22 protein-coding genes are annotated in these 22,237 nt (G+C 54.9%); 10 read left to right on the forward strand and 12 right to left on the reverse strand.

Annotated elements, in window-relative coordinates; translation table 11 throughout:
- Positions 1–183 precede the first annotated feature (183 nt).
- Both FHG12_RS12090 and FHG12_RS12095 read left to right on the forward strand, forming a co-directional pair.
- Positions 184–2,364, forward strand: coding sequence for an FUSC family membrane protein (locus FHG12_RS12090; protein ID WP_317129668.1), 2,181 nt, complete (start codon positions 184–186; stop codon positions 2,362–2,364).
- Between the two features lie 78 nt (positions 2,365–2,442).
- Positions 2,443–3,723 carry an MFS transporter gene (locus FHG12_RS12095; protein WP_139515971.1) on the forward strand — a complete coding sequence of 427 codons (1,281 nt, stop codon included), beginning with the start codon at positions 2,443–2,445 and terminating at the stop codon, positions 3,721–3,723.
- Positions 3,724–3,776: 53 nt separating this feature from the next.
- Here the strand turns inward: FHG12_RS12095 and FHG12_RS12100 are convergent, their stop codons facing one another.
- A complete protein-coding gene (locus FHG12_RS12100) occupies positions 3,777–5,837 on the reverse strand; it encodes a S9 family peptidase (RefSeq protein ID WP_139515972.1) in 2,061 nt (686 codons plus the stop codon).
- A 217-nt stretch (positions 5,838–6,054) separates the two neighbouring features.
- Between FHG12_RS12100 and FHG12_RS12105 the strand changes: the two genes are divergently transcribed.
- Positions 6,055–6,723, forward strand: coding sequence for a class I SAM-dependent methyltransferase (locus FHG12_RS12105; protein ID WP_165699378.1), 669 nt, complete (start codon positions 6,055–6,057; stop codon positions 6,721–6,723).
- A gap of 145 nt (positions 6,724–6,868) precedes the next feature.
- Here FHG12_RS12105 and FHG12_RS12110 read toward each other — a convergent pair whose 3' ends face one another.
- Entirely contained in the window at positions 6,869–7,051 is a 183-nt protein-coding gene (locus FHG12_RS12110; RefSeq protein ID WP_139515974.1) for a hypothetical protein, read from the reverse strand.
- A gap of 145 nt (positions 7,052–7,196) precedes the next feature.
- On the opposite strand from FHG12_RS12110, the gene FHG12_RS12115 reads away from it, so the two are divergent.
- Genes FHG12_RS12115 through FHG12_RS12135 form a run of 5 tightly spaced genes read left to right on the forward strand, consistent with a single transcriptional unit; the run spans position 7,197 to position 11,186 of the window.
- Positions 7,197–7,445, forward strand: a complete 249-nt coding sequence (locus tag FHG12_RS12115; protein ID WP_139515975.1) for a hypothetical protein — start codon at positions 7,197–7,199, stop codon at positions 7,443–7,445.
- Between the two features lie 52 nt (positions 7,446–7,497).
- Positions 7,498–8,226 carry a hypothetical protein gene (locus tag FHG12_RS12120; protein ID WP_139515976.1) on the forward strand — a complete coding sequence of 243 codons (729 nt, stop codon included), beginning with the start codon at positions 7,498–7,500 and terminating at the stop codon, positions 8,224–8,226.
- A 45-nt stretch (positions 8,227–8,271) separates the two neighbouring features.
- On the forward strand, positions 8,272–9,639 hold the full coding sequence (locus tag FHG12_RS12125; protein ID WP_139515977.1) for an SHOCT domain-containing protein: 1,368 nt from the start codon (positions 8,272–8,274) through the stop codon (positions 9,637–9,639).
- A 51-nt stretch (positions 9,640–9,690) separates the two neighbouring features.
- Positions 9,691–10,758, forward strand: coding sequence for a DUF3089 domain-containing protein (locus FHG12_RS12130; RefSeq protein WP_139515978.1), 1,068 nt, complete (start codon positions 9,691–9,693; stop codon positions 10,756–10,758).
- Positions 10,759–10,778: 20 nt separating this feature from the next.
- Complete coding sequence (locus FHG12_RS12135; RefSeq protein WP_139517788.1) at positions 10,779–11,186, forward strand: ACT domain-containing protein; 408 nt, start codon at positions 10,779–10,781, stop codon at positions 11,184–11,186.
- Positions 11,187–11,245: 59 nt separating this feature from the next.
- Here the strand turns inward: FHG12_RS12135 and tsf are convergent, their stop codons facing one another.
- The 9 genes from tsf to recA all read right to left on the reverse strand — a co-directional run bounded on the left by tsf (position 11,246) and on the right by recA (position 18,999).
- A complete protein-coding gene (tsf, locus tag FHG12_RS12140; RefSeq protein WP_139515979.1) occupies positions 11,246–12,082 on the reverse strand; it encodes a translation elongation factor Ts in 837 nt (278 codons plus the stop codon).
- Between the two features lie 198 nt (positions 12,083–12,280).
- Positions 12,281–13,048: a 30S ribosomal protein S2 gene (gene rpsB / locus FHG12_RS12145; protein WP_139515980.1), complete on the reverse strand. Its 768-nt coding sequence runs from the start codon at positions 13,046–13,048 to the stop codon at positions 12,281–12,283.
- Positions 13,049–13,066: 18 nt separating this feature from the next.
- Positions 13,067–13,453 (reverse strand): 30S ribosomal protein S9, encoded by a 387-nt coding sequence (rpsI, locus tag FHG12_RS12150; protein ID WP_139515981.1) that lies wholly within the window; start codon positions 13,451–13,453, stop codon positions 13,067–13,069.
- 39 nt (positions 13,454–13,492) lie between these two features.
- A complete protein-coding gene (gene rplM, locus FHG12_RS12155) occupies positions 13,493–13,945 on the reverse strand; it encodes a 50S ribosomal protein L13 (protein ID WP_139515982.1) in 453 nt (150 codons plus the stop codon).
- Positions 13,946–14,084: 139 nt separating this feature from the next.
- A complete protein-coding gene (locus tag FHG12_RS12160; RefSeq protein ID WP_139515983.1) occupies positions 14,085–14,798 on the reverse strand; it encodes an RluA family pseudouridine synthase in 714 nt (237 codons plus the stop codon).
- Positions 14,799–14,833: 35 nt separating this feature from the next.
- A complete protein-coding gene (locus FHG12_RS12165) occupies positions 14,834–15,913 on the reverse strand; it encodes a sensor histidine kinase (RefSeq protein ID WP_165699379.1) in 1,080 nt (359 codons plus the stop codon).
- A 69-nt stretch (positions 15,914–15,982) separates the two neighbouring features.
- Positions 15,983–16,762 (reverse strand): response regulator transcription factor, encoded by a 780-nt coding sequence (locus tag FHG12_RS12170; protein WP_139515984.1) that lies wholly within the window; start codon positions 16,760–16,762, stop codon positions 15,983–15,985.
- 65 nt (positions 16,763–16,827) lie between these two features.
- Positions 16,828–17,655, reverse strand: coding sequence for a DUF3108 domain-containing protein (locus tag FHG12_RS12175; protein WP_139515985.1), 828 nt, complete (start codon positions 17,653–17,655; stop codon positions 16,828–16,830).
- A 261-nt stretch (positions 17,656–17,916) separates the two neighbouring features.
- Positions 17,917–18,999 (reverse strand): recombinase RecA, encoded by a 1,083-nt coding sequence (recA, locus tag FHG12_RS12180; protein ID WP_139515986.1) that lies wholly within the window; start codon positions 18,997–18,999, stop codon positions 17,917–17,919.
- Positions 19,000–19,271: 272 nt separating this feature from the next.
- Between recA and FHG12_RS12185 the strand changes: the two genes are divergently transcribed.
- Positions 19,272–20,453 carry a hypothetical protein gene (locus FHG12_RS12185; RefSeq protein WP_139515987.1) on the forward strand — a complete coding sequence of 394 codons (1,182 nt, stop codon included), beginning with the start codon at positions 19,272–19,274 and terminating at the stop codon, positions 20,451–20,453.
- On the opposite strand, the gene FHG12_RS12190 is transcribed toward FHG12_RS12185, so the two are convergent.
- A complete protein-coding gene (locus FHG12_RS12190; RefSeq protein WP_139515988.1) occupies positions 20,447–21,043 on the reverse strand; it encodes a GNAT family N-acetyltransferase in 597 nt (198 codons plus the stop codon). The two genes, FHG12_RS12185 and FHG12_RS12190, sit on opposite strands and share 7 nt — an antisense overlap.
- Positions 21,044–21,226: 183 nt before the next feature.
- Between FHG12_RS12190 and FHG12_RS12195 the strand changes: the two genes are divergently transcribed.
- Positions 21,227–22,111, forward strand: a complete 885-nt coding sequence (locus tag FHG12_RS12195; protein WP_139515989.1) for an SDR family NAD(P)-dependent oxidoreductase — start codon at positions 21,227–21,229, stop codon at positions 22,109–22,111.
- The last annotated feature ends 126 nt before the right edge of the window (positions 22,112–22,237 follow it).

The following is a 22,237-nucleotide window of genomic DNA, read 5'->3' on the forward strand; positions in this document are numbered from 1 at the left end:
AGCCCGCAAGTGCTGGGGTTTCTTTTTGGGTGGGGTTTTTGCCAGCACCTTGCCCGGCTGGTAGCGCCAAAATGCCTTACTTAAAGCAACTATTCCGGGCCGAACAGCTCAGCCGGTACAGCGTATAGCTGAAACAAAGTTGGCGCCGATGCCCGGCGCTTTTCTACCGTTAAACACTCCATTTTGTCAATCCGAACTTTTGAGTATCCGAACGCGGAGATGAAAGAGCAGACGCGAAAAATCCAGTATTTCCTCTTTAGTCAGGACTTTTCGGATGGTTTGCGCATCACACTTTCGGTCCTGATTCCGGCGCTGCTGTTCGCGCAGTTCGGCCAGCTCGAAACCGGCCTTACTCTTTCCGAAGGCGCTCTGTGCGTGAGCATTATCGATACGCCAGGCCCGGTGCTGCACAAGCGCAACGGGATGCTGCTGGGCAACCTCTGCATTTTTGTGGTGGCCGTGCTCACGGGCTTTGCGCGCCTCCACGTCGTCACGATGGGGCTGGAGGTGCTGGCGCTTAGCTTCTTGTTTACGATGGTGCAGGTCTACGGCAACCGGGCCTCGGCCCTAGGCTCGGCGGTACTGCTAATCATGATTCTGACGATGGACAAGCCGCTGGAAGCGCCCAAGGTGCTAACGCATGCCTTACTGGTGCTGGCTGGCGGCGTGTGGTACATGCTGCTGGCCTTGGCGTTTTTCGAAGTGCGGCCCTACCGACCGGCCCAACAGGCGCTGGGCGAGTGCATTCATGCCATTGCCCAGTTTATGAAAGTCAAGGCGGCGTTTTACCGCAGCGATACCGATCTGGAGGAAGACTACCGGCGGTTGGTGGCTCAGCAAGTTATCGTAAACGAAAAGCAGGACGCCGTGCGCGAAGTGCTGTTTAAGAGCCGGCAGGTAATAAAAGAATCGACGAATACCAGCCGCCGGCTGGTGCTCACGTTTGTGGACGTGGTGGATCTGTACGAGCACATTACGGCCACCTACTACGATTATGCCGCCCTGCGTGAACGCTTCGGCCGGTCGGGCGTGCTCGACGATGTGGCCGAGCTTATTCAGGTGATGGCCAACGAGTTGGATCACATCGGCGTAGCCATCCAGTCCAATCGCCCCTACAAAACCCAGATCAACCTGAGCACCCCGTTGGAGCGGTTCAAGGCTCGTATTGATGCCACAGCTGATGAGGAAGGTAACAACTTGGTGCTCAAGAAGATACTAGTTAATCTGCGCAACCTGACCCAGCGCGTCAATGATATTCTTAACTACTTCAATGCCAAGGAGGTAGCCAAAGAAATCGGCAGCTACGATCTGGAGTATTCGCGGTTTGTGTCGCACCAAGACTACAGCCTGAAGGTGCTAGCCGACAACTTCACGTTCAGCTCGGCCGTGTTTCGGCATTCCATCCGGATGGTGCTGGCCTGCGGCGTGGGGTTTCTGGTGGCCAAGTTGCTCTTTGCCGGCCACCACAGTTACTGGATCGTGATGACGGTGGCTTATATGCTGAAACCCGCCTTCAGCTTCACCAAACAGCGCAATTACGAGCGCGTAGTTGGTACGCTCGGCGGCGGGGCCATTGCTATTTTCTTTCTGGTATTGGTGCACGACAAAACAGCGCAATTCATTGTGTTGCTGTTCTTTATGGTGATGGCATATAGCTTTCAGCGCAAAAACTACATCGTGTACGTCACCTTCATGACGCCCTTCATCCTGATCCTGTTCAGCTTCCTGGGCGTGGGCTACCTCACCATCGCGGAAGAGCGGGTGAAGGACACGGTGATCGGTTGCGTTATTGCGTTTGCGGCCGGCTATCTGCTGTTTCCGAAGTGGGAATCGGAGCACCTGACGGACTTTATGCGCGACGTAATCCGGGCCAACGTCAAGTACTTACAGAAACTGGCGGAAACGCTGGCCGGCAAAAGCATCCACATCACCGATTATAAACTGGCCCGCAAGGAAGTGTATGTGAGTTCGGCCAACCTGGCTGCGGCTTTCCAGCGCATGCTTTCCGAGCCCAAAAGCAAGCAGCGCAACAGCAAAGAAGTGCATCAGTTTGTGGTGCTCAACCACATTCTCTCGTCTAACATCGCCACCATCACGTCCACGATGATGGCGAAAAACGCCCCGTCGGCATACCCCACTGAGGATTTGCGTGCCGTGCGGCGCTCGCTCAAATCCCTGAACAACAGCCTCAAAAAGCTCGACCCCCAATACGCCGAACCCGCTGCTGAAGCTGCGGCGCCTGCTTCGGAGGCCCGCCAAAAAACCGAACCCTCCGCCGACGACCGTCTACTGATGGAACAGCTGGAGTTCATCCAAAAAGTAAGCAGCGACATCGGCAAGGTGACGGAAGCAGTGGTGGCGTAAGCTGCTGGATTTCGCCGCGAAGCACAGCCAACGCCCAAGGTTTTTTGTTACACATATTCCAGCGAAAACCTGCTCCACGTGCGTGTTCCTGTACTCAAAGAAAGTGTCGGGCTGCGATACTTTACGTTTTTCTATCTCTACGTCATGCAAGGCATTCCCGCAGGGTTTGCCCTAACTGCAGTATATAACTATTTGATAGGCAATGGGTTATCTGCAAAGGCGGTTGGCTCCTTCGCAGCTGTTGTGGGCATTCCCTGGACGTTTCAGTTTGTGTGGGGGCCGTTGATTGACAAATTCCAATACTCCATCATTGGGCACCGCAAGCAGTGGGTGGTACTTACGCAAACGGTAGCGTTTCTGGCGTCGCTGTCGCTGTTGTTGGTGCGCAATCCGGTGGCGCAGCTGTCCCTGATGGGACTGGTATTTTTTGTGCACAGTGTGTTTGCTTCCATCCAGGACGCCAGCGTCGATGCCATCGCCATTGCCACCGTGCCCGAGGCCGAGCGGGGGCGCGTGAATGCGTTTATGCGCGGCGGCTTTTTGCTGGGCTGGGCAGCAGGTGGCGCGGTTTTGGCTTATATGCTGCACCACGGCAGCTTTTTCAGGGCGGCTTTGTTGCAGTCGTTGGCATTGCTGGTATTCACAGTGCTGACGTTCTTTATCAAGCTCGATCGCCACGACCGCTTGCTGCCTTCCTTTGGGCGGCATCCGCGCCCAGTGGTGCCGGGCACCGACCTTAACGAGAATCCGTCGTTGGGCTGGCTGTTTCGAGAGCTCTACCGCGCCATGACCGAGCGCTACAGCCTGCGGGCTTTCGGCATCATTCTGCTGGCTTATTTGAGCAGCTACGTGTTCGGGGCGGCCTATTCTTTCCATTTGATTCACAATCTGCACTGGCCCGACCGCGACGTGTCCATTTTGCAGGGGAGCTGGGGCAGCCTGGCCTCGTTTGGTCTGCTGCTGGGCGGCGGGTTCTTGGTCGACCGTTTGGGAACGGCCCGCCTACAACGCTGGATTATGATAGGCTTGGGCGTTTTTTTGCTGATGTTCAGTTGCTTAGCTCCGTTCTGGCACTACAAGCCGTTGGCCTTTGGCGGGTTAGTGCTGCTGAACATGGCCGATCCGCTCATCAGCGTGGCGGCTATGCCGGCCTTGATGGCGTTTTGCCAGCCCAAAATCGAAGGTTCGCAGTTTACAACTTACATGGCTCTGGTCAACTTATGCGGTGTGACCAGCAGCTACCTCAACGGCTGGCTGCTGGAAGTGACCACAGCGCCCATGATTGGCTTGGCTTGCGGCACGCTGGTGCTGGGCTTGCTGATAGTGTTGTGCCTTCAGCCGCAGCGGCAACTGGCGTAAAAGCGTGAAATGAAAAAAGGCTCGTTCAAGTTTAACGAGCCGTTTTTAGGTGGTTACTTTGCCGTTTCCGGCTTCAGATACCGCGCCAGCCAATCGTAAAATACTCGATTCCAGAGTACTGAGTTTTGCGGTTTTAATACCCAGTGGCCTTCGTTGGGGAAATACAAGAACCGACTCGGAATACCGCGCATCTGGGCCGTACCGAAGGCTTCCATGCCTTGCTCAACCGGCACCCGGAAATCGACGCCGCCGTGGATGACGAGGATGGGTGTGTCCCAGTTTTTGGCGAACAGATGCGGGTCGAACTCCTGGTAGGTTTTATTCAGCGATGCATCCCACGGCGTGCCGCCCATGTCGTGCGTGGCAAAGAACATTTCTTCCGTCGTCGGGTACCAGCTGGCCAAGTCGTAGAGCCCGTCGTGCGAGATGAAGGTTTTGAAGCGGCCCTGGTGATGCCCGGCCAGATAATACACCGAGTAGCCACCGTAGGAAGCGCCCACGCAGCCGCGCCGGTCTTTGTCCACGAAAGGCTCTTGGCTCACCGCATCAATGGCCGAGAGGTAGTCGCGGATGGGCTGGCCGCCCCAGTCGCCGGAGATGCTGTTGTTCCACTCCGTGCCGAAGCCCGGCAAGCCCCGGCGATTTGGTGCCACAATAATGTAGCCGTTTGCCGCCATCAGCTGAAAATTCCAACGATAGCTAAATGCTTGTGTGATAGGTGATTGTGGGCCGCCTTGGCAATACAGCAGGGTAGGGTACTTCTTGCTCGGGTCGAAGTCGGGCGGGTAGATGACGTACACCTGCATCCGTTTGTTGTCGGTGGTAGTCACGCGACGATCTTCGACTTTGCCCATTTTGATGCCCGCCAATTCCTGCTGGTTGAGGGTAGTCAGGGGCGTAGCGCGGCCGGTTTTCAGGTCGACGCGCACCAAGTCGGCGGGGCTGCTGATGGTGGTGCGGTTGCAGATGGCAACGCTGGGGCCGGCCAGTTCAAACGAGTTGTAATTCTGCTGCCCTTTGGTCAGCTGCTTGAGTTTGCCGCCCTGGCTCGGCACCGAAAACAGCTGCTCAGTGCCTTGCAACACGCTCACAAAGTAGATTGTCTTGCCATCGGGGCTCCAGCGAATGTTGCTGGCCGTCTGCTCCGAACCTGCCGTGATGTCCGCCCGCTTCTTGGTTTTGAGATCGTAGACCACAATGCCGTTGCGGTCCGACTCGAAGCCGGGCGTAGCCATGCTCAACCACGCCACTTGGGTGCCGTCGGGCGAGAAAGCCGGCTCGGTGTCGTAGCCGCCCAAGCCTTCGGAAAGGTTCTGGGTTTGGCCCGTCCGGATGTCGTAGAGGTAGATGTCGGAGTTGGTGCTTTCCGCTTCGGCCTTGCCCGTGAGCTTGCGCGAGGTGTAAGCCAGCTTGTAGCCATCGGGCGCAAAAGCCAACTGCTCGGCACCGCCCAGCGGCTGCAACGGCGAATCGAATTTCTCGCCCGCCATCACGTCCTTGCCGTAGCCGGTGAGCGAGCCGTTGTCGGCGACGGGCTGGAAGAAAACGTGACTGGCTTTAAAGTCGTCCCAAGTGTTCCAGTGGCGGTAATTCAGGTCGTCGATGATGCGGGCGTCGGCTTTGGGCAGGTCGGGGTAGAGGTCCTGCACCGATTTGCCCACTTTCACGTCCTGCGAGTAGAGGACAAACTTTCCCGTCGGCGCGTACTTCAGGTTGGCAAAACCGGCCTCCGAAAACTCACTGATTTTCTGCTTCCCCGATCCGTCGGGGTTTATTTCGTAGAGCTGATCGGTGCCGCTTTCGCCCGATACGAACGTGAGCTTTTTGCCGTCGGGGCGCCAGTTGATCGTGTTTTCGCTGCCGGGCGTGGTGGTTAGCTGCTTTACTGCGCCACCCGCCACAGGTACGGTGTAAATGTCGGCGTTGCCTTTGTTGGCCGCTAAATCATAGCGCGTGACGGTGAAAGCCACGGTTTTGCGGTCGGGCGACACCTGGGTTTCGCCCAGCCGCCCCAGCTTCCAGAGCAATTCCGGCGTGAGCACATCAGACGGGGCAGATTGGGCGGCAGCGACCAGCGGCAAAAACGCGAGCGCCGTGAAAAAATGCTTTTTCATCGAAACAGAAAGAAAGAAAACAGGCCGGGAAAGTTAGGCAGGAAATGCGCAGGAAAGAACGCTCTGCCCCCCAACCGGCGTACCGCTAAGCCGCCTTCAGCGCTGAAACAACCGGCGGGACAGGTGGCTGTATGCATTTATTAAGTATCTTATAATCAAATATATATAAGATATGGCCTTCGATGAATTCCTTCATCTTGCCTCAAGCTTTACCACTATGAAAGCCTTCGTTATAAGCCTAGTGCTGCTGCTCGAGGTGTCGGGAAGCGCCGCGGCACAACAGCCTACGCCTCAGCAACAAACCGAACTGGAGCGGCAACGGTGGAACAAAGTGCTTACCGGCAAGCAGCCGGGCTACGTGTTCAACCAACAGCCAAATGCCCTGTTGGCCGAAAGCATCAAGGGGCGCACGCCCGGCGCGGCCCTCGACGTCGGGATGGGGCAGGGGCGCAACGCCATTTATCTGGCGACGCAGGGCTGGGACGTCACCGGCATCGACATTGCCGACCAAGCCGTGGCGCTGGCGCAAGAAAAGGCCAAGCAGGCCCACGTCACCATCCATACCGCGCTCCAAAGCGACGCCGACTACGATTTCGGTACCAACCGCTGGGATTTGGTGGCTTTTATTTATGCGGGTGGCCGGCAGTACGTCGAAAAAGTGCGGCAGTCGTTGCGGCCCGGCGGCATTGTCGTAATCGAAGGCTTTCACCGCGACGCTACCCAAGGCCGCCGCATCGGCGAAGACGTGGTATTTGATACCGACGAGTTGAAAAAGCTCTACGCCGCCGCAGGCTTCAAGATCCTACGCTATGAGGAGCCCGAAGGCATCGGCGATTTTGGAATGCAGCGCGTGCGCCTCGTGAAACTGGTAGCGCAAAAACCTTAGCCTGAGGCTGCCTTGCGCGTACGCCCGGTCCCTGTCATCAAATAAGAATATTCTGATAAGTATTTGGTAGATAGATGCTTGTAAAAAAGCGCCGGACTCCTACGCGAGTCCGGCGCTTTTGCTTTTCGCCAAAGTAGGCTTAGGTCTAGCTCGATTTTTTACGGCCGGAGCCGCTTTTCTTGCCGCCACCATCGGCTTTGTTGACGGTGGCCCAAGCCCGACGTTCGGCTTCGTCTTCCGAAACGCCACGCTTTTCGTAGCCTTCTTCAATGTGTTCGGCTTGCCGTTTTTGCTTGTCGGTATACGCCGATTTATCTCCTCTGGGCATGATGTGGTAAACTAGAGAGTGAAACAAAAAAGTACGCAGCTTGCTAGTTTACGCAGCGGGTGCGGGTCTGTTTCGCAGGCTGCCGACGAAGTAGTAGGGCGGGGGCGCTATCTTCGCCTTTTCCTTGCTATTAATTGCTCCTGCCATGCGTCACGTTGCCGATATTCCGCATCCTGCGGCCAAAATCACGCTGTTTTCGTGGAACGGCAAGTACCTCATCAAGCTGGAAAAAGGCCCGCTGGAACAAACCTACAAGGTGAGCGAGATGGACGTCAGCAGCGATGCCGACGTGCGCGAGCTGCTCGACGAAGAGTTTCTGCAAGCTGCCGTGCAACGCTTCGACCTGATGTGGCAGGATTTGCAGGCGGCCATGGAGCGGCACGACCTTTTTTAGCTCGACCGTAAAAAGTAGCTTATCTTAAGCTTCAAAACGTATCAATTTGATTATGAAACACTTGTATTTTCTGGTATTCGGTTGCCTTCTCGGGTGCATTTCGGCTACATCGGCTTCGGCGCAGCTCTACGACGTGCGCACCAACAGCGTCAACTACGAACGCAAAGAGCGCGACGCCCTGAAAGTGCAGGTAGAAGGCACCGCCCAATGGACGCGCGATTTCTGGGTGTCGTGGCTGAAGGATACCTATAGCATCAAGCTGAAGGGCGAGGGCGTGTTCGGCGTGGGTAAAAAAGACCTGTTAGTGGCCAAGCAAGCACCCGTGTCCAGCGTCTCGGGCAAGCTGCTGGATCTGTATTCCACCGTTACCTCGCCTTCCGATACGGTTTCGGAGCTGTCGGTGTGGGCTGCTATGGGCCCGGACGCGTTTTTGAGCCCCGACCGGACTCCATCGGAATTCGCGGCCCTGCGCAACATCACGCAGAACTTCGCTACGGCGGCCCGGCTAAAAGCCTTTCGTGAGCAGATAGCCGCCGCCGAAAAGCAGTTGAAAGACGCAGAAAAAGAGAAGGAAAAGCTGGAAAAGGAACGCGTCAGTCTGCAAAACAACACCACCAGCAACCTGGCCAAGATCGAATCGCTGAAAAAGCAAAACATCGAAAACACCCTCAAAGCCCGCGAAGACTCGGTGAAGCTCATCACCAACGCCCAACTGCTGGACCTGCGCAAGGCCCGGCTGCAAAGTCGGCGTGACCGTTTGTCGGCCCTCGACCGTAAATAGTCCGCATGCATTTTGCATTGCTTCTCCTAACGCGCCGCTTTTGCCATGGAAAAAGATCCTTCGCCTCTCGACACCCTGCGCCAGCTCAAAGAATGGCTGGATGCGGGCGCTATTACGCAGCAGGAGTTCGATACGCTGAAGCGCAAATTGGTCTTCAGCGATACGGAACCGACTTCGCCCGCTTCGCCTCCTGCGCCGCCCATAGCATCTACTCCTGCTTCGACTCCGCCGCCCGCCCCGGAATATCCTACGTTGATTCCGCCCGTGGAAGAGAGCTTTTTGCCGCCTTCCGCAACTCCAAAAGCGGAGGAGCCCACGTTCTTGCCGCCCAAGCCCCTGACACCGCCCCCGTCCGCTACTGTGCCGCCATGGGAGTCAACTGCCCCGTTGAGAACGCCATCGACCTTCACGCCGCCTTCGCCCGAAGTGCCAAAAGATGAGCCACTTACGCCTCGTGCTTCCTCGCCCGGAACTCCGGTCTCGCCGATTGATTCATTTATTCGGGAGCAGCAGGAAGCCAAAGCGCCACGTCCGACCGAGCCCGTGCGGCCTATAGTGCCTCCGCCAGCTCCCGAAACTACGTTTCGGCGCGCTCCACAGCCCATTGTGGAAGAGGAGGAACCGTATGTAGCGCCCCCATCCGGTCGTAGCCCTTTAAGCACGATCCTGATTGTTGGTGGCATTGTGGCGCTGCTTGCGTTGGTGGCGTATCTGGTGCTCGGCAATCGGCAATCGGAAAGGCTCACCAGCACCTCCAAAACCGAAGCCGACAGCGTGGTAGTGCAGCCAGAGGTGGGGCCACAGGATGCGCAAATTGATTTGCCAGCGGCCACGGGGCCGGAAACGGTACGCGTAAGGCCCGCCATCCCCCCAGCTGTTTCGACGCCTGCCACCCGTGATTCGGTCAAGGCACCCGCTACGGCTCCGGCGCCCGCTACTACTCCGGCGCCTGTGCAAACGCCTGCTAATGAGCCTGATACGCCCGCGGCTGAAGACAGCGCTACTAAGAGCGATGCATCTGTCACGTCGCGGGTGCAGAGCCTCTTAGCAGCGTATTACGAAGATTTGAAAGCGCCGCCCTTCGCAGCCGCGCAATATCTTGCGCCCAATGTAGAGCGCTTTTACACGCTGCAAAACGTGACGCCAACCGCCATCAACGAAGAGTTGACGCGCAGTCATTTCCCTGAATTTCAGGAGGCACAAACGCAGATTGAGCCGGGAAGCCTAAAGGTAGGTCCGGTTGCCAACGACGGCTCCCGCGTGATTACTTTCCTGGAAAAAAGCAGTGCTTTTCGGACGTCGCTGAACAAACACCAGCAAACCCGGGCTCAGGTACGAATGCGCCTCGACCGGAATATGAAAATCTCTTACCTCCGGCAGGAGCGGCTGTTGGAGAACACTTTTACTGATTAACTAGAATATTCCCGCGTCATTTGGCTCTTCGTCGCGGTTTTTGAGCTTTCCATGTTTCGTTCTTGCTCTATCCTGATTCAGTTGTTGCGCTCATCGGCGCTCGTCCTTCCCTTACTGCTAGCTTCCTGCATTGGCGTTATCCGGCCTAGTCGCGATTTCACGACGTATCAGCCGGCGGCCGAACCCGATTATGCCATGGCGGCCAACTGGGCGGCGCTGCCCGATCGCCGTGATTCGGCCGACGCGGTGCCGCGCAATACCGATTTGCACGACCGCCAGCGCGACGCGCCAGTAGATGTGTTCTTTGTTCACCCGACTACTTTCTATCGCCGCGGCGCTTGGAACGCTGATTTGAGCAATGAATCCGTAAACAAATTCACCGACGCCAGCACCATTCGCAAGCAGGCAAGCGTCTTCAATTCCACGGCCCGAATCTACGCGCCGCGTTACCGACAGGCTACATTGTTCTCCTTCTTCGACGACAAGAGCGAAAGCGGCAAGCGGGCGCTCGACTTGGCATACAGCGACGTAAAAGCGTCCTTTCAATATTACCTGAGCCATTATAATATGGGTCGGCCGATCATCATTGCCAGCCACAGCCAAGGTACCTTGCATGCTACGCGCTTGCTGCACGAGTTCTTCGACAACGATCCGAAGCTGCGAAAGCAGTTGGTCGCCGCTTACCTCATTGGGTTCAACGTCAAAAACAATGAATACCAGAGTATTAAGCCCTGCGAAGATTCGACGCAAACCGGTTGTTACGTAAGCTGGAATACGGTAGAGTGGGGCAATGATTATCCGCCCTTCGAGGGCGGCGTAGCGACCAACCCCCTCACTTGGACCCGCGACACTGCTACCGCGCCCACCGCCCTGAACTTGGGCGGTACCCCCTATAGCTTCACGGGCCTCGATAAAGCAGTGGTAGATGCCAAAGTGCACAACGGCTTGGTGTGGGTGCATCCGCCCAAAGCTGCGGGCTATCCGCGCTTCTTGCTGCCGGGGCGCCCCGAGTTGCGTCATTCCTTCCACATCGCCGACTACGCGTTATTTTACCTGAATATCCGGCAAAATGCGGAAGCAAGGGTACGAGCTTATCGGATGCACATGGCAGGTAATTAACTAATAATCAAATATTTGTGATGGGAGGCGAAATGAATCTGTCGGTGCTGCTTATGTCGATGCAGCCGATCTTGCGGGAGGAAGAATTTGTTTTCTGTACTACACGTAACGCACCGTCTACCGCTTTGCAAGAGGCTATCTGCTGGTTTCGCGAAGAGGAAGGCTCGACACTTATCCTGACTCGGGCGCAAGCCGATGCCGCGCAGCTTTCTTATGCTTCTGCATTCCGGATGATTACGTTAGCAGTGCATTCTAGCCTCGAAGCCGTCGGCTTTTTAGCTGCCGTCACCGGAAAGCTTGCGGCAAATAGCATCAGCGTAAACACCGTTTCTGCTTATTATCACGATCACTTATTCATCCCAATAGATCGCGCCGCCGAGGCGATGGAGGTACTCTGGGAATTATCACGCAACTCGCTCCAAGAGTAAATAAAAAAGCCCGCTGGTATTACACCAGCGGGCTTTTTTAGTAAGTACGGATTCTAAGCTTAAGCACCAATAACTACGCGCTTGAAGTCGCTGACGGTCATGCCCTTCTGCTTGTTGTCGAGCAGTTTGGCGATAGTTACCGAGTTGTCCTTCACAAACTCTTGGTTGAGCAGGGTATTGTCTTTGTAGAACTTGTTGAGCTTGCCCTGAGCGATTTTCTCCAGCATAGCTTCTGGCTTGCCTTCGGCGCGAGCTTGCTCTTTGCCGATTTCAATTTCGCGCTCTACAGTAGCCGAATCTACACCGTCTTTGTCAACGGCAACAGGCTTCATCGCCACGATCTGCATTGCTACGTCGCGGCCTACTTCGGTAGTGTCAGCACCACCTACGTTCTTCAGTCCTACCAACACGCCTTTCTTGTTGTCGGAGTGGATGTAGGAAGCAACTTTCTCAGCGGTCAGTGTTTCGTAAGCAACTACGTCGATCTTCTCGCCGATTTTGCCCATCAGGTCGGTGATGTGCTCCTGTACCGAACGGCCATCCGATTCTTTAGCAGACAATAATTCTTCTTTCGAAGCTGCATTGCTCGATACGGCGGCGTCCATTACTTGCTTAGCCAAATTGCGGAAGTCTTCCACTTTGGCCACGGGCTCAGTTTCGCAAGCCAAAGCGACCAACTTGCCTTGAGTGCCATCTTCGCTAACGCTTACCAATACAATGCCTTCGGCAGTAGCATTTTCAGCACGCTTGTCGGCAATTTTCTGACCTTGCTTGCGAAGAATGTCGCGAGCGGCTTCGAAATCGCCGTCAGCTTCAGTCAACGCTTTTTTGCAGTCCATCATGCCTGCGCCGGTCATGGCGCGGAGCTTGTTCACGTCTTGGGCGGTAATAGCCATTACTGTGAGATTATGGGTGAGGAGGTTTTAAATCTTTTCAAGCCGCAGATCCTTTTGCGAAAAGGAAGCAGTTGGCCCCGTATTCCACGGATTGTACCAACTCTGCATTTCCGTCATTCTGACAGGTTGCGGGTAAAGAAAAAGGGAACACCGGAGCCGAGTGCTTCGCATGTTCCCTTTTTATAATGGTCAGCAAGCCTATTCGTCGGCGTTCTGCTTTTCTTTGATGCCTTCTTCTTCTGACTGCTTCTTGTCAGCCTCTTCCTTGTCGACTTTGCGCTCCGACAGGCCTTCTTCAATTGCTTTAGCCATTGCGCCAACAATCAGCGAAATAGACTTAGAAGCGTCGTCGTTAGCAGGAATTGGGAAGTCTACCAACTCCGGGTTCGAGTTGGTGTCGCAGATTGCAAATACCGGGATGTTCAGCTTTTGCGCTTCTTTCACGGCAATGTGCTCGCGCTTCACGTCTACCACGAACAGAGCGGCAGGCAGGCGGCTCAGGTCGGCAATGCCACCCAGAACGCGCTCCAGCTTTTCGCGCTCGCGCGACAGCATGAGGCGCTCGCGCTTGGCCAGTGCCGCGTAAGCTGTATTTTCTTTCACCATCTTGTCGATGGTGCTCATTTTCTTCAACGACTTGCGAACCGTAGCGAAGTTAGTGAGCATGCCACCCAACCACCGGTCGGTTACGAAAGGCATTTTCAGGCGCTTGGCCTCTTCGGTTACAATTTCCTGAGCCTGCTTCTTCGTTGCAACGAACATGACCTTACGGCCGCTCTTTGCAATGTTGCGGATGGCGTTGGTAGCCTGGTCCAGCGAAACAAGAGTTTTGTTCAGGTCGATAATATGGATGCCGTTCTTCTCCATGAAGATGTACGGCGCCATTTTCGGGTCCCACTTGCGCGTAAGGTGACCAAAATGGGCACCTGCGTCGAGCAGGTCTTTATAAGTGGTGGACTGAGCCATGATAGATTTCCTCTGGGATTAGCGTTTCGAGAACTGGAACGAGCGACGAGCCTTGCGACGGCCGAACTTCTTGCGTTCTACCATGCGGGGGTCACGGGTCAAGAAGCCTTCTTTCTTCAACGCTGGCCGAGACTCAGCAGTTTCTTCCACAAGGGCTTTCGAAATGGCCAAGCGGATGGCTTCAGCTTGGCTAGCGATTCCGCCGCCGCGCACGTTCACCTTTACATCATACTGCCCGAGTTTCTCGAGCGTAGCGAAGGGCTGGTTCACGATGTTTTCCAGGAGTTCGTTGCCGAAATAGGCTTTCATTTCCCGGTCGTTGATAGTGATATTCCCTTGCCCGGCCTGCATGTAAATGCGGGCCACCGAGGTTTTTCTTCTACCAGAGGTGTTGGTAATTTCCATTAAATGAAGAAGTTAAGAAAAAGAAAGTCAACTGGTGACTTAGAGGTTCGTTAGTTCAACAGCTTTGGGCTGCTGGGCTTCATGTGGGTGCTCAGCACCGGCATACACAAACAGGTTACGGAACTGCTCACGGCCCAGACGGTTGCCTTGCAGCATGCCTTTTACTGCGTGCTCAATTACGCTGGCCGAGTTTTTGGCCTTCTTATCGCGTAGATTGATACGCTTCTGGCCGCCCGGATAGCCCGAGTGCGTTACGTAAATTTTGTCGGTCATCTTCTTGCCGGTCACGCGCAGCTTGTCGGCGTTGAGAACAATGACGTTGTCGCCGCAATCGGAGTTGGGCGTGAACGAGGGCTTGTGCTTGCCGCGCAGGATGTTTGCAATTTGGCTAGCCAAGCGGCCAAGCGGTGCAACACTGGCATCAATCACGACCCAGCCCTTATTGGCGTTGGCTTTGTTGACGGATTGCGTCTTGAAGCTCAGATGATCCATTGGGGAGGAGGATAAGCAGTTGGAAATGAGAAGAATCCGGATACGGTCCGGCAAAAACGGACACAAAGTTACGGTCTTTCGCTGGATATGCAAGTCAGTGGTTAAGAATTGTATAGTGCAGCAAACGCCAAAGCGCGTTCTACTTGTACTGACGTAGGTTTTCGACCAGCACGCGGAAGTCTTTTGGGTAAGGAGCCTCCACCGTAATCGGCTCACCGTTAAGCTTGGCGAAGCTCAATTTAGCGGCGTGCAGGGCAAAACGCTTGATAAAAGGCTGCTCTTCTTCGCCTTCCTTCATATTGAATTTCTTCTTGATGGAGGATAGGTAAAAGTCCTCGCCACCGTAGAGTGTATCCCCCACGATGGGCGCCTGTAAGTACATCAGGTGCAGCCGAATCTGGTGCATGCGGCCCGTAACCGGAACGCATTGTACCAAGGTATGCCGGGTATAGGTTTCGAGCGTGGTGAAGTAGGTTTCAGCGGGTTTGCCTTTGTAGGCCAAACGAGCTTTGCCTTTGGAAGTTGTTTCGATGCTGCGATCAACCAATTGGTTGTCAAACTGATGGATGCCCCAAGCGACGGCATGGTATAATTTGCTGACCTCGCGGTTTTCAAACTGCATCGAAAGGTGACGATATGCCTCTGGGTTTTTGGCCAGCGCCAAAGCCCCCGAAGTTTCCTTGTCTAAACGGTGGCAGGCCTGCACGTCGTCGTGGTACTGCCGGGCCATGCGCAAAATGTTAGGGGCCGTTCCGATGCGCTCGTCGAGGGTAGCCAGGTAAGGCGGCTTGTTGATGACGATGTAGTCTTCGTCTTCAAACAGAATTAAGTCTTGAAAATCAGGATGCTTCATAGCGGGCCGCAAAGGTACGCCGAAGTCACGGAAGCTTATGCCTCGGTTGGGGTATCTTTGGGAGGCGCCGGGATATTTTTGGGCCGTGGAAGCTTGAATTCCAGCGTGGTACCGTGCCCAAGCTCACTGTGCACCCGAATGGCCGATTTGTGCGCTTCTACAATATGCTTGCTAATGGCCAAGCCTAAACCCGAACCGCCCGAATCGCGCGACCTGCTTTTGTCGATGCGATAAAAGCGCTCGAAAATGCGGTTTTGGTGTTGCTTCGGGATGCCCTCTCCGTCGTCGCGCACCGAAATTTTGACCACCTTGTTTCCCTCAATGAGGGTGACAGTTACGTGGCCGTTCTCACGTCCGTATTTGATGGCATTATCTATCAGATTGACAAGCACTTGGCGGATTCGGTTGCGGTCTGCGAGCACGTAGATACCCGTAGCCGGAATCGTCGGTGGAAAGAGTACCAGTTCGACGTTGCGCTGGGCTGCTTTCAACTCTAGTAGCTCAAAGATTTCCCGCACCAGTGCCGCTAAGTCGAAGGCCTGGCGACGCATGCGCACAACGCCCTTTTCCAGCTGCGATATCGTCACCAAATCCTGCACCAAGGCATCGAGCGCGTCGAGGCTGGCGGCGGCTTTGGTCAGGAATTTCTTGCGCGTAAAATCGTCTACCTCATCGTCGTCCAGAATGGTGTGTACGAAGCCCTGCGCGGCAAAAATAGGTGTCTTCAATTCGTGCGAAACGTCGGCTAGAAATTCGCGCCGCAGGGCTTGCAGGCGCTTGAGTTCGTCGATTTCCTTCTGGCGGCGCTCGGCCATTTGCAGGATTTCGTCGCGCAGGCGCTTAAGGGGCTCGGGGCGGAACAGAAATTTGTTGGAAAGGCGCTTAAATTCCTTGCGCTTGACGTTTTCCAGACTTGCGTAAATGTTGTTGATCTCGCGAAAAATCAGCGCTTCAAACGACAGATACACCAGCAGAAAACACGCTGCTACCGTAATGCCCCCAGCCAGAAAGGCTTCCCGAAAGGCCATGGCGGGCACCACCCACGCAAACGTAGTCAGCACGCCGGCTACCAGCAGCGCAATCAGGATGGCAATAGACCGCGATGAAAGGTCCACTTTGGAAGGTTAAATTACAAGTGTCTTATAATCAATATGTTATAAGCAGGTATATTAATTTGCGTCGGCTTAGTCGGTGTTGAATTTATAGCCCACGCCCTTGATCGTCTGGATGTGGTGATCGCCTACTTTCTCGCGCACTTTGCGCACGTGCACGTCCACGGTGCGAGCCAGTACAAACACGTCGTTACCCCAGATATTTTGCAGTAGCTCGTCGCGGCCAAACACTTTGTGCGGTGTGGCCGCCAGAAAGGCGAGAAGCTCAAATTCCTTTTTCGGCAGCACAATTTTGCGGCCGTCCTGGTACACGGCAAAACCCGTGCGGTCGATGGTGAGGCCGTTTATCTCAATGGTGTCCTGCACGGCCTGGGGGTTGCGGTCGCGGCGCATGAAAGCGGCGAGGCGGCTAAGCAAGGCGCGCGGCTTGATGGGCTTGGCAATGAAATCGTCGGCACCGGCTTCGAAGGCCGCTACCTCCGAAAACTCCTCGGCGCGGGCCGTCAGGAATACGATATACGTGTCTTTGAACAACGGCTGCTCGCGCAGCAACCGGCAGGTAGCGATGCCATCAAGGTGCGGCATCATCACGTCGAGCAAAATAATATCGGGGCCGAACTGTGGAGCTACTTCCAAGGCCTTGCGGCCGTCGGTGGCGCTGGCTACTTCATAGCCTTCTTTGCGCAGGTTGTACTCCAGCAATTCGACGATGTCTGGGTCATCATCTACCACGAGAATCTTGTAGGCGTTGGGCGAAGGCGTAGGCTGCTGCACGGTACGAGGGGATTGGGGGTAGAAAAATATACGCGACGACAAAAATACCGTCTGACGGGCGGCAGGACGTGTTACCATTTTGTGAAGCGTTTGCGGTTCGGGCATAAAAAAAGCGACTCACCAGAGTCGCTTTACTAAAAGGGTCAGTTTTGAGCCACCAGATTCAACCGGTTCCTCAGGCCTTGGTATTTATACATATCCACTTTCACGGAGCCTACAAACATCTCGGCCTGAATGAGTACCGGAATCTTGTTGCGGTCGTCGGAAAGGTAAACGGAGATGGCATTTTCGCCGCGGAAAAGCTTGTTGCTTGGCATTTTCGGTACCAGCTTGATGGCGCGGATGTTGCCGGCTTTTGTCTCCACGGTTTCCCGGCCTTTGTAAATGACATCCATGTTGAACACTTCTTCGTCAAAAAAACCTTGCACCCGGATGACTTCGCCAATGCGGCGCTGGTCGTAATTGATGGTGCGCAAAAAGTAGACGCCGCTGACTAAGTCCTGCACGTTGTTGGGAACTTTATAGGTACCCTGCTTGGGCGGGTCCTTCTCTTTTTTCCGTACTTCCACCATCACTACGTCCCGGGCGTGGTCGAAATCTACGGTTTCTTTTTTACGGTAATGGTTTTCTTCGATGTTGCGAAAAAAGCGTTGCGGCAGAATGCTGGTCGTATCGATATACGAACGCCACGTATCCCGGATGCGCAGAAACAGGTCGAAGGAGCCGGTTGTGCGGCCAGTCACGGTGGCCTTGTAGCACGGCCGATCGTTGATGCGGTGAATGTCGTTGGCTACTTCAATGGTCGCTTCAGCGGCATTAATTAGCCCGTAATGAACTTTATAATTGAGTACTTCGCCGCGGGTAAAGCTGGTATTGGGCACAGCCCGCATTACATCATTCGGGCCAAAAGAAGTCAACAGACCCGCTACGAGGGTCAATAGAGAGACAAGCGCAAGCCAGCGGCGATTCATAGAGGCGGTAATGATAGTTTTAGCCGGGGCTTACTCAAACGCGATGCCAGCAAATATAAGCAGCCGACCTCATACCCCTTCCGAATTCAGCAGGAACGCAAACTGAGCAGTGAGGTTGGCTAAAATTCCCTGACCGGCTTGATACCAAGCAAACAACGGAAGCCGGGAAAAAGATACAAACACAAGTATTTGATAGTCAATTGGTTGTAAAAAAGCCTCCCCAGCTAGCTGGGGAGGCTTTTTGAAGGAAAGCGTCGAGGTTTATTCGTCTTCGTCCGCGATCGACTCGTCGGTAGGAATCGCAGCTAAGGCAGCAGCAGGCTCGCCTTTCACCATGTCGCGAATCTTCTTCTCGATTTCGTCGGCCAGTTCGGGGTTGTCGTGCAAGATGGTTTTCACACCTTCACGGCCTTGGCCCAAACGGTCGCCGTTGTACGAGAACCACGAGCCCGACTTAGCAATAATGCCCATGTCAACGCCCAGGTCCAAGATCTCACCGATTTTGGAGATGCCTTCGCCATAGATGATGTCGAACTCGACCACTTTGAAGGGCGGCGCTACTTTGTTCTTCACCACCTTCACTTTCGTGCGGTTGCCGGTTACGTTGTCTTTGTCTTCCTTGATTTGGCCAATCCGACGGATGTCGAGGCGCACGGAAGCGTAGAATTTCAGGGCGTTACCACCGGTCGTCGTTTCGGGGTTGCCGAACATCACGCCGATCTTTTCACGCAGCTGGTTGATGAAAATGCAGCAGCAGCCGGTTTTGTTGATCGTACCAGTAAGCTTACGCAGGGCTTGGCTCATCAAACGGGCGTGCAAACCCATTTTCGAGTCACCCATGTCGCCTTCCAGTTCGCCTTTTGGCACCAGAGCAGCTACGGAGTCAATTACAATGATGTCGATAGCGCCCGAAGAAATCAGCTGGTCGGCGATTTCCAGCGCTTGTTCGCCATTGTCAGGCTGCGCGATGAGCAGGTTTTCGGTGTCGATACCCAACTTTTCAGCGTAGCTCTTGTCGAAGGCGTGCTCGGCGTCGATGAAAGCGGCAACGCCACCTTTTTTCTGCGCTTCTGCAATGCAGTGCATCGTGAGCGTAGTCTTACCCGACGATTCTGGGCCGTAGATTTCAACAACACGGCCTTTGGGCAAGCCGCCAATGCCGAGCGCAATGTCGAGGCCGAGTGAGCCCGTGCTAATCGACGGAATGTCGCCGATCTTATTGTCGCTCAGCTTCATCACGGTGCCTTTGCCGAATGCCTTGTCCAGCTTATCCATGGTGAGCTGAAGGGCCTTCATTTTCTCGGAGACCGGATTGGCAACGGCTTTGTCTGTGGTTGCAGCCATTTGGGAGGGGGTTATAGAATTTCTTAGGTTTGGTGAAATTACGCTTTTTTGGCCGGTCGTCCAATCGCTCGGTACATCTCATGTACCGAGTGCAGCCGCTGTTTCGGGCCGGCTTTTGTTAACACGGCGGCTCTATATTTTGTGCCCGCAATGCTAAAAAAATTTGCCCGAATTGAAGGTAAGCTTCTATGCTAAAATTTTTGTCAAACCCGCCGTTGCGTACCATCTTGATACTGACCTTGCTAGGTTGGTTAGGCAACTCAAGGGCAGTTTTGGGACAACTGGACAACCGGGCATTTGTCGAACCCAGACCAGGTGCAGCGCGGCAAATACACTATACGCGCGATCCGGATTATGGTCAGCAGGTAGCAAAAGATTCTGTAGGCGGCGTAATTCCCAAAACATATCCGGTGGCAGAAGCCGGTGACTTACGGCTCTCAGTTTACTGCTTCACCTTTTTTAAAGACAACGAGTATTTCAACAAAATAGCCGATGGCTACACGCTTTTCGGCACCCAAATCAATCCGCAGCTTGTTTATTATCCGACGCCTAATTTGAGGCTGGAAGGTGGCGTGTTTCTGTGGAAAGATTTTGGCAACCCGCGGCTGCAACAGGTAAGGCCCACATTCAGAGCGACCTACACCAAGAACCGCAGCGAGTTCCTGTTTGGCAACATTCGGCCGCACCTTAGTCACGGATACATCGAGCCGTTGTTCAACTTTGAGCGTGTGATTCTGCGGCCGCTGGAAGAAGGCTTGCAATACCGCTACACCGGCGCCCGGGTTGGACTGGATGTGTGGGTCGATTGGCAACGGCAGCAATACCGCTACAGCAACTACCAAGAAGAGATTGCAGGCGGACTGAGCGGCAACATCCGCCTTACCAGCGACGACAGCCGCGTAACTCTGACATTGCCCGTGCAATTCACCGCCACGCACCACGGCGGCCAGATTGACACCATTGACCGACCGTTGCAAACGCTATTCAACGGTGCTACGGGTCTTGTTGCGCGATATCAGCCCAGAAACAGTAAAACCGCCTATCGTATAAATGCTTATGTAACAGGGTATTACGACAAGTCGTTTGCGTACTTGTTGCCCTACAAGCGCGGGGCCGGCCTCTATCTCAACGCCACCGCCGAGACACGCTACCTCGATGTAATGCTCAGCTATTGGCAAGGCAATAAATTTATTGCTCCCCTGGGCGGCGACTTATACCAGTCCGCGTCGCGCACGGTGGCCAACCCCACGTACACCGAAGCCAACCGCCGCATCCTGATTCTGAGGCTAATGCGCGACTTTTCGTTGGGCGAAGCGGCCGCCATCACAGTGCGCGTAGAACCGGTATACGACTTCCAGGCCCGTAGCACCGAGTTTGCGGCCGGCATCTACCTGAACTTCCGGCAGGAATGGCTGCTGGGGAATATCGGCAAGCGGGTTCGCTTCGCTCAGTGAGCCTGCTGGTAAGCGGCTTTGTGGAGAGAAAAATGCAGAATCTCCGGTTTGGCATCCGAGCGTAACGGCCAAAGCCGCGGCCTGATTGCCAATTGCTTAAAGCCTGCATGCAGCGCCACCGCAAAGCTGCGCGGGTTGTCGGCGTAGCACCGGATGGTAAGCCGCTCGGCGCTGATGGTGCTGGTGAAGCCGAAATGCACAGCCGCTTCGAGGGCTTCGCGGGCGTACCCGTTTCCTTCGGCGTCGGCGTCGAGGTAGTAGCCAATCTCAGCCGTAACTGGCCGGGCCCAGTTTGGCTTCAGGCTGATATCACCTATATATTGAGCAGTGGCTGCGTTCCAGATGCCAAATGCATACAAACGACCTGCTTGCCAGTCATGCGCAAAACTGCGCAGCACGCGCTGGGCATCTGTAACGGCTTTTACCGCCGCCACCCGCGACGGAAAAGCGCGGTGCAGCCGGCCCCGATTCCTATCGAGCAAGGCAAAAAATACGGCTTCGTCCAAGGCCGTATAAGGCCTTATCGTCAGGCGCGACGTGTGGATGGGCGACAGCGACGGAACTGGAGGAGGCGAGACAACAGAAGGCATAGAAGATGACGCGCGGGTCCGTTTGCTTACGTCTAAACAAGGCGTTGGGGGCAGAAATGGTTTGGGCCAACTCAGTAACCTGCCGTGCGCCTGCCCGTTAAGTTCTACGGTTGGCGGCGCTTTCGGCTCGCTGATTTTATACGCATCCTGTTCTACCAAACCTTAAAAAACACTAATATGACTATGCAGGGAAGACTCGAAGGCAAAGTCGCCATCGTTACGGGCGGCGGCGCCGGTATTGGCGAGGCCATTTGTAAGAAATTTGCGCGCGAAGGGGCGGCCGTGGTGGTCGCAGGCTTCGTGGAAGATCCGGTGCGGGCAGTAGTAGATGAAATTACGGCCGCTGGCGGCCGGGCTGTGGCGTTCACTGGGGATGTTTCGCATCAGCAGACGGCAGAAGCGTGCGTAAAACTGGCCGTTGAGCAGTTTGGCAAGCTGGATATCTTAATTAATAATGCGGGTGTTTTTCCAACTACTTCTACCATAGATACTTATCCGGTGGAAGCATTTGAGTATCTCATCAAAAACAACGTGTATTCGACTTTTATGATGACCAGAGCCGCTATGCCGCATTTGCAGAAAACCCGCGGCAACGTCGTGTCAGCCGGTTCCGAATCAGGTGAGATCGGGCTGGCGCAGAACTCGCCTTACGGTGCCTCCAAAGGGTGGGTTCACGCGTTTATGCGCGGCGTAGCCGTAGAGCAAGCCCGCAACGGCGTACGTGCCAACTGCGTGTGTCCAGGCCCTATTGATACCGCCTGGACGCACAAAGAAACTGGCCCCATGACTGCCAAAATGGAAAAAGGACTGGTGGCCGGTACGCCTATGGGCCGCCGCGGCACTACCGAAGAAGTTGCCAATGTGTACGCATTTATCGCTTCCGACGAAGCCAGCTACGTGACCGGTGCCCTTTACTTCGTGGACGGCGGCACTACCGTATCTAAAGGTCCCGACGGCGACGAAGTACCAAGCGAACTAAAGCAAGAACCAGAAGGTCAGTTGGCCGTCGAACATTCCAAAGATGGGCACACCAAAATCCGCGAAGCGGATGCAGGGCACATGGTCTGAACCGCGGATTGGACGGAATTCGCGAATTTTGTAGCTGTCTTATTTTTATTAACCCTACGTTGAGAAACAAAAAGCCACTGCATCCGCAGTGGCTTTTTGTTTAGCATAATGTGCATAAGACACTGG

This window comes from Hymenobacter jejuensis (genome assembly GCF_006337165.1).
GTDB lineage: Bacteria > Bacteroidota > Bacteroidia > Cytophagales > Hymenobacteraceae > Hymenobacter > Hymenobacter jejuensis.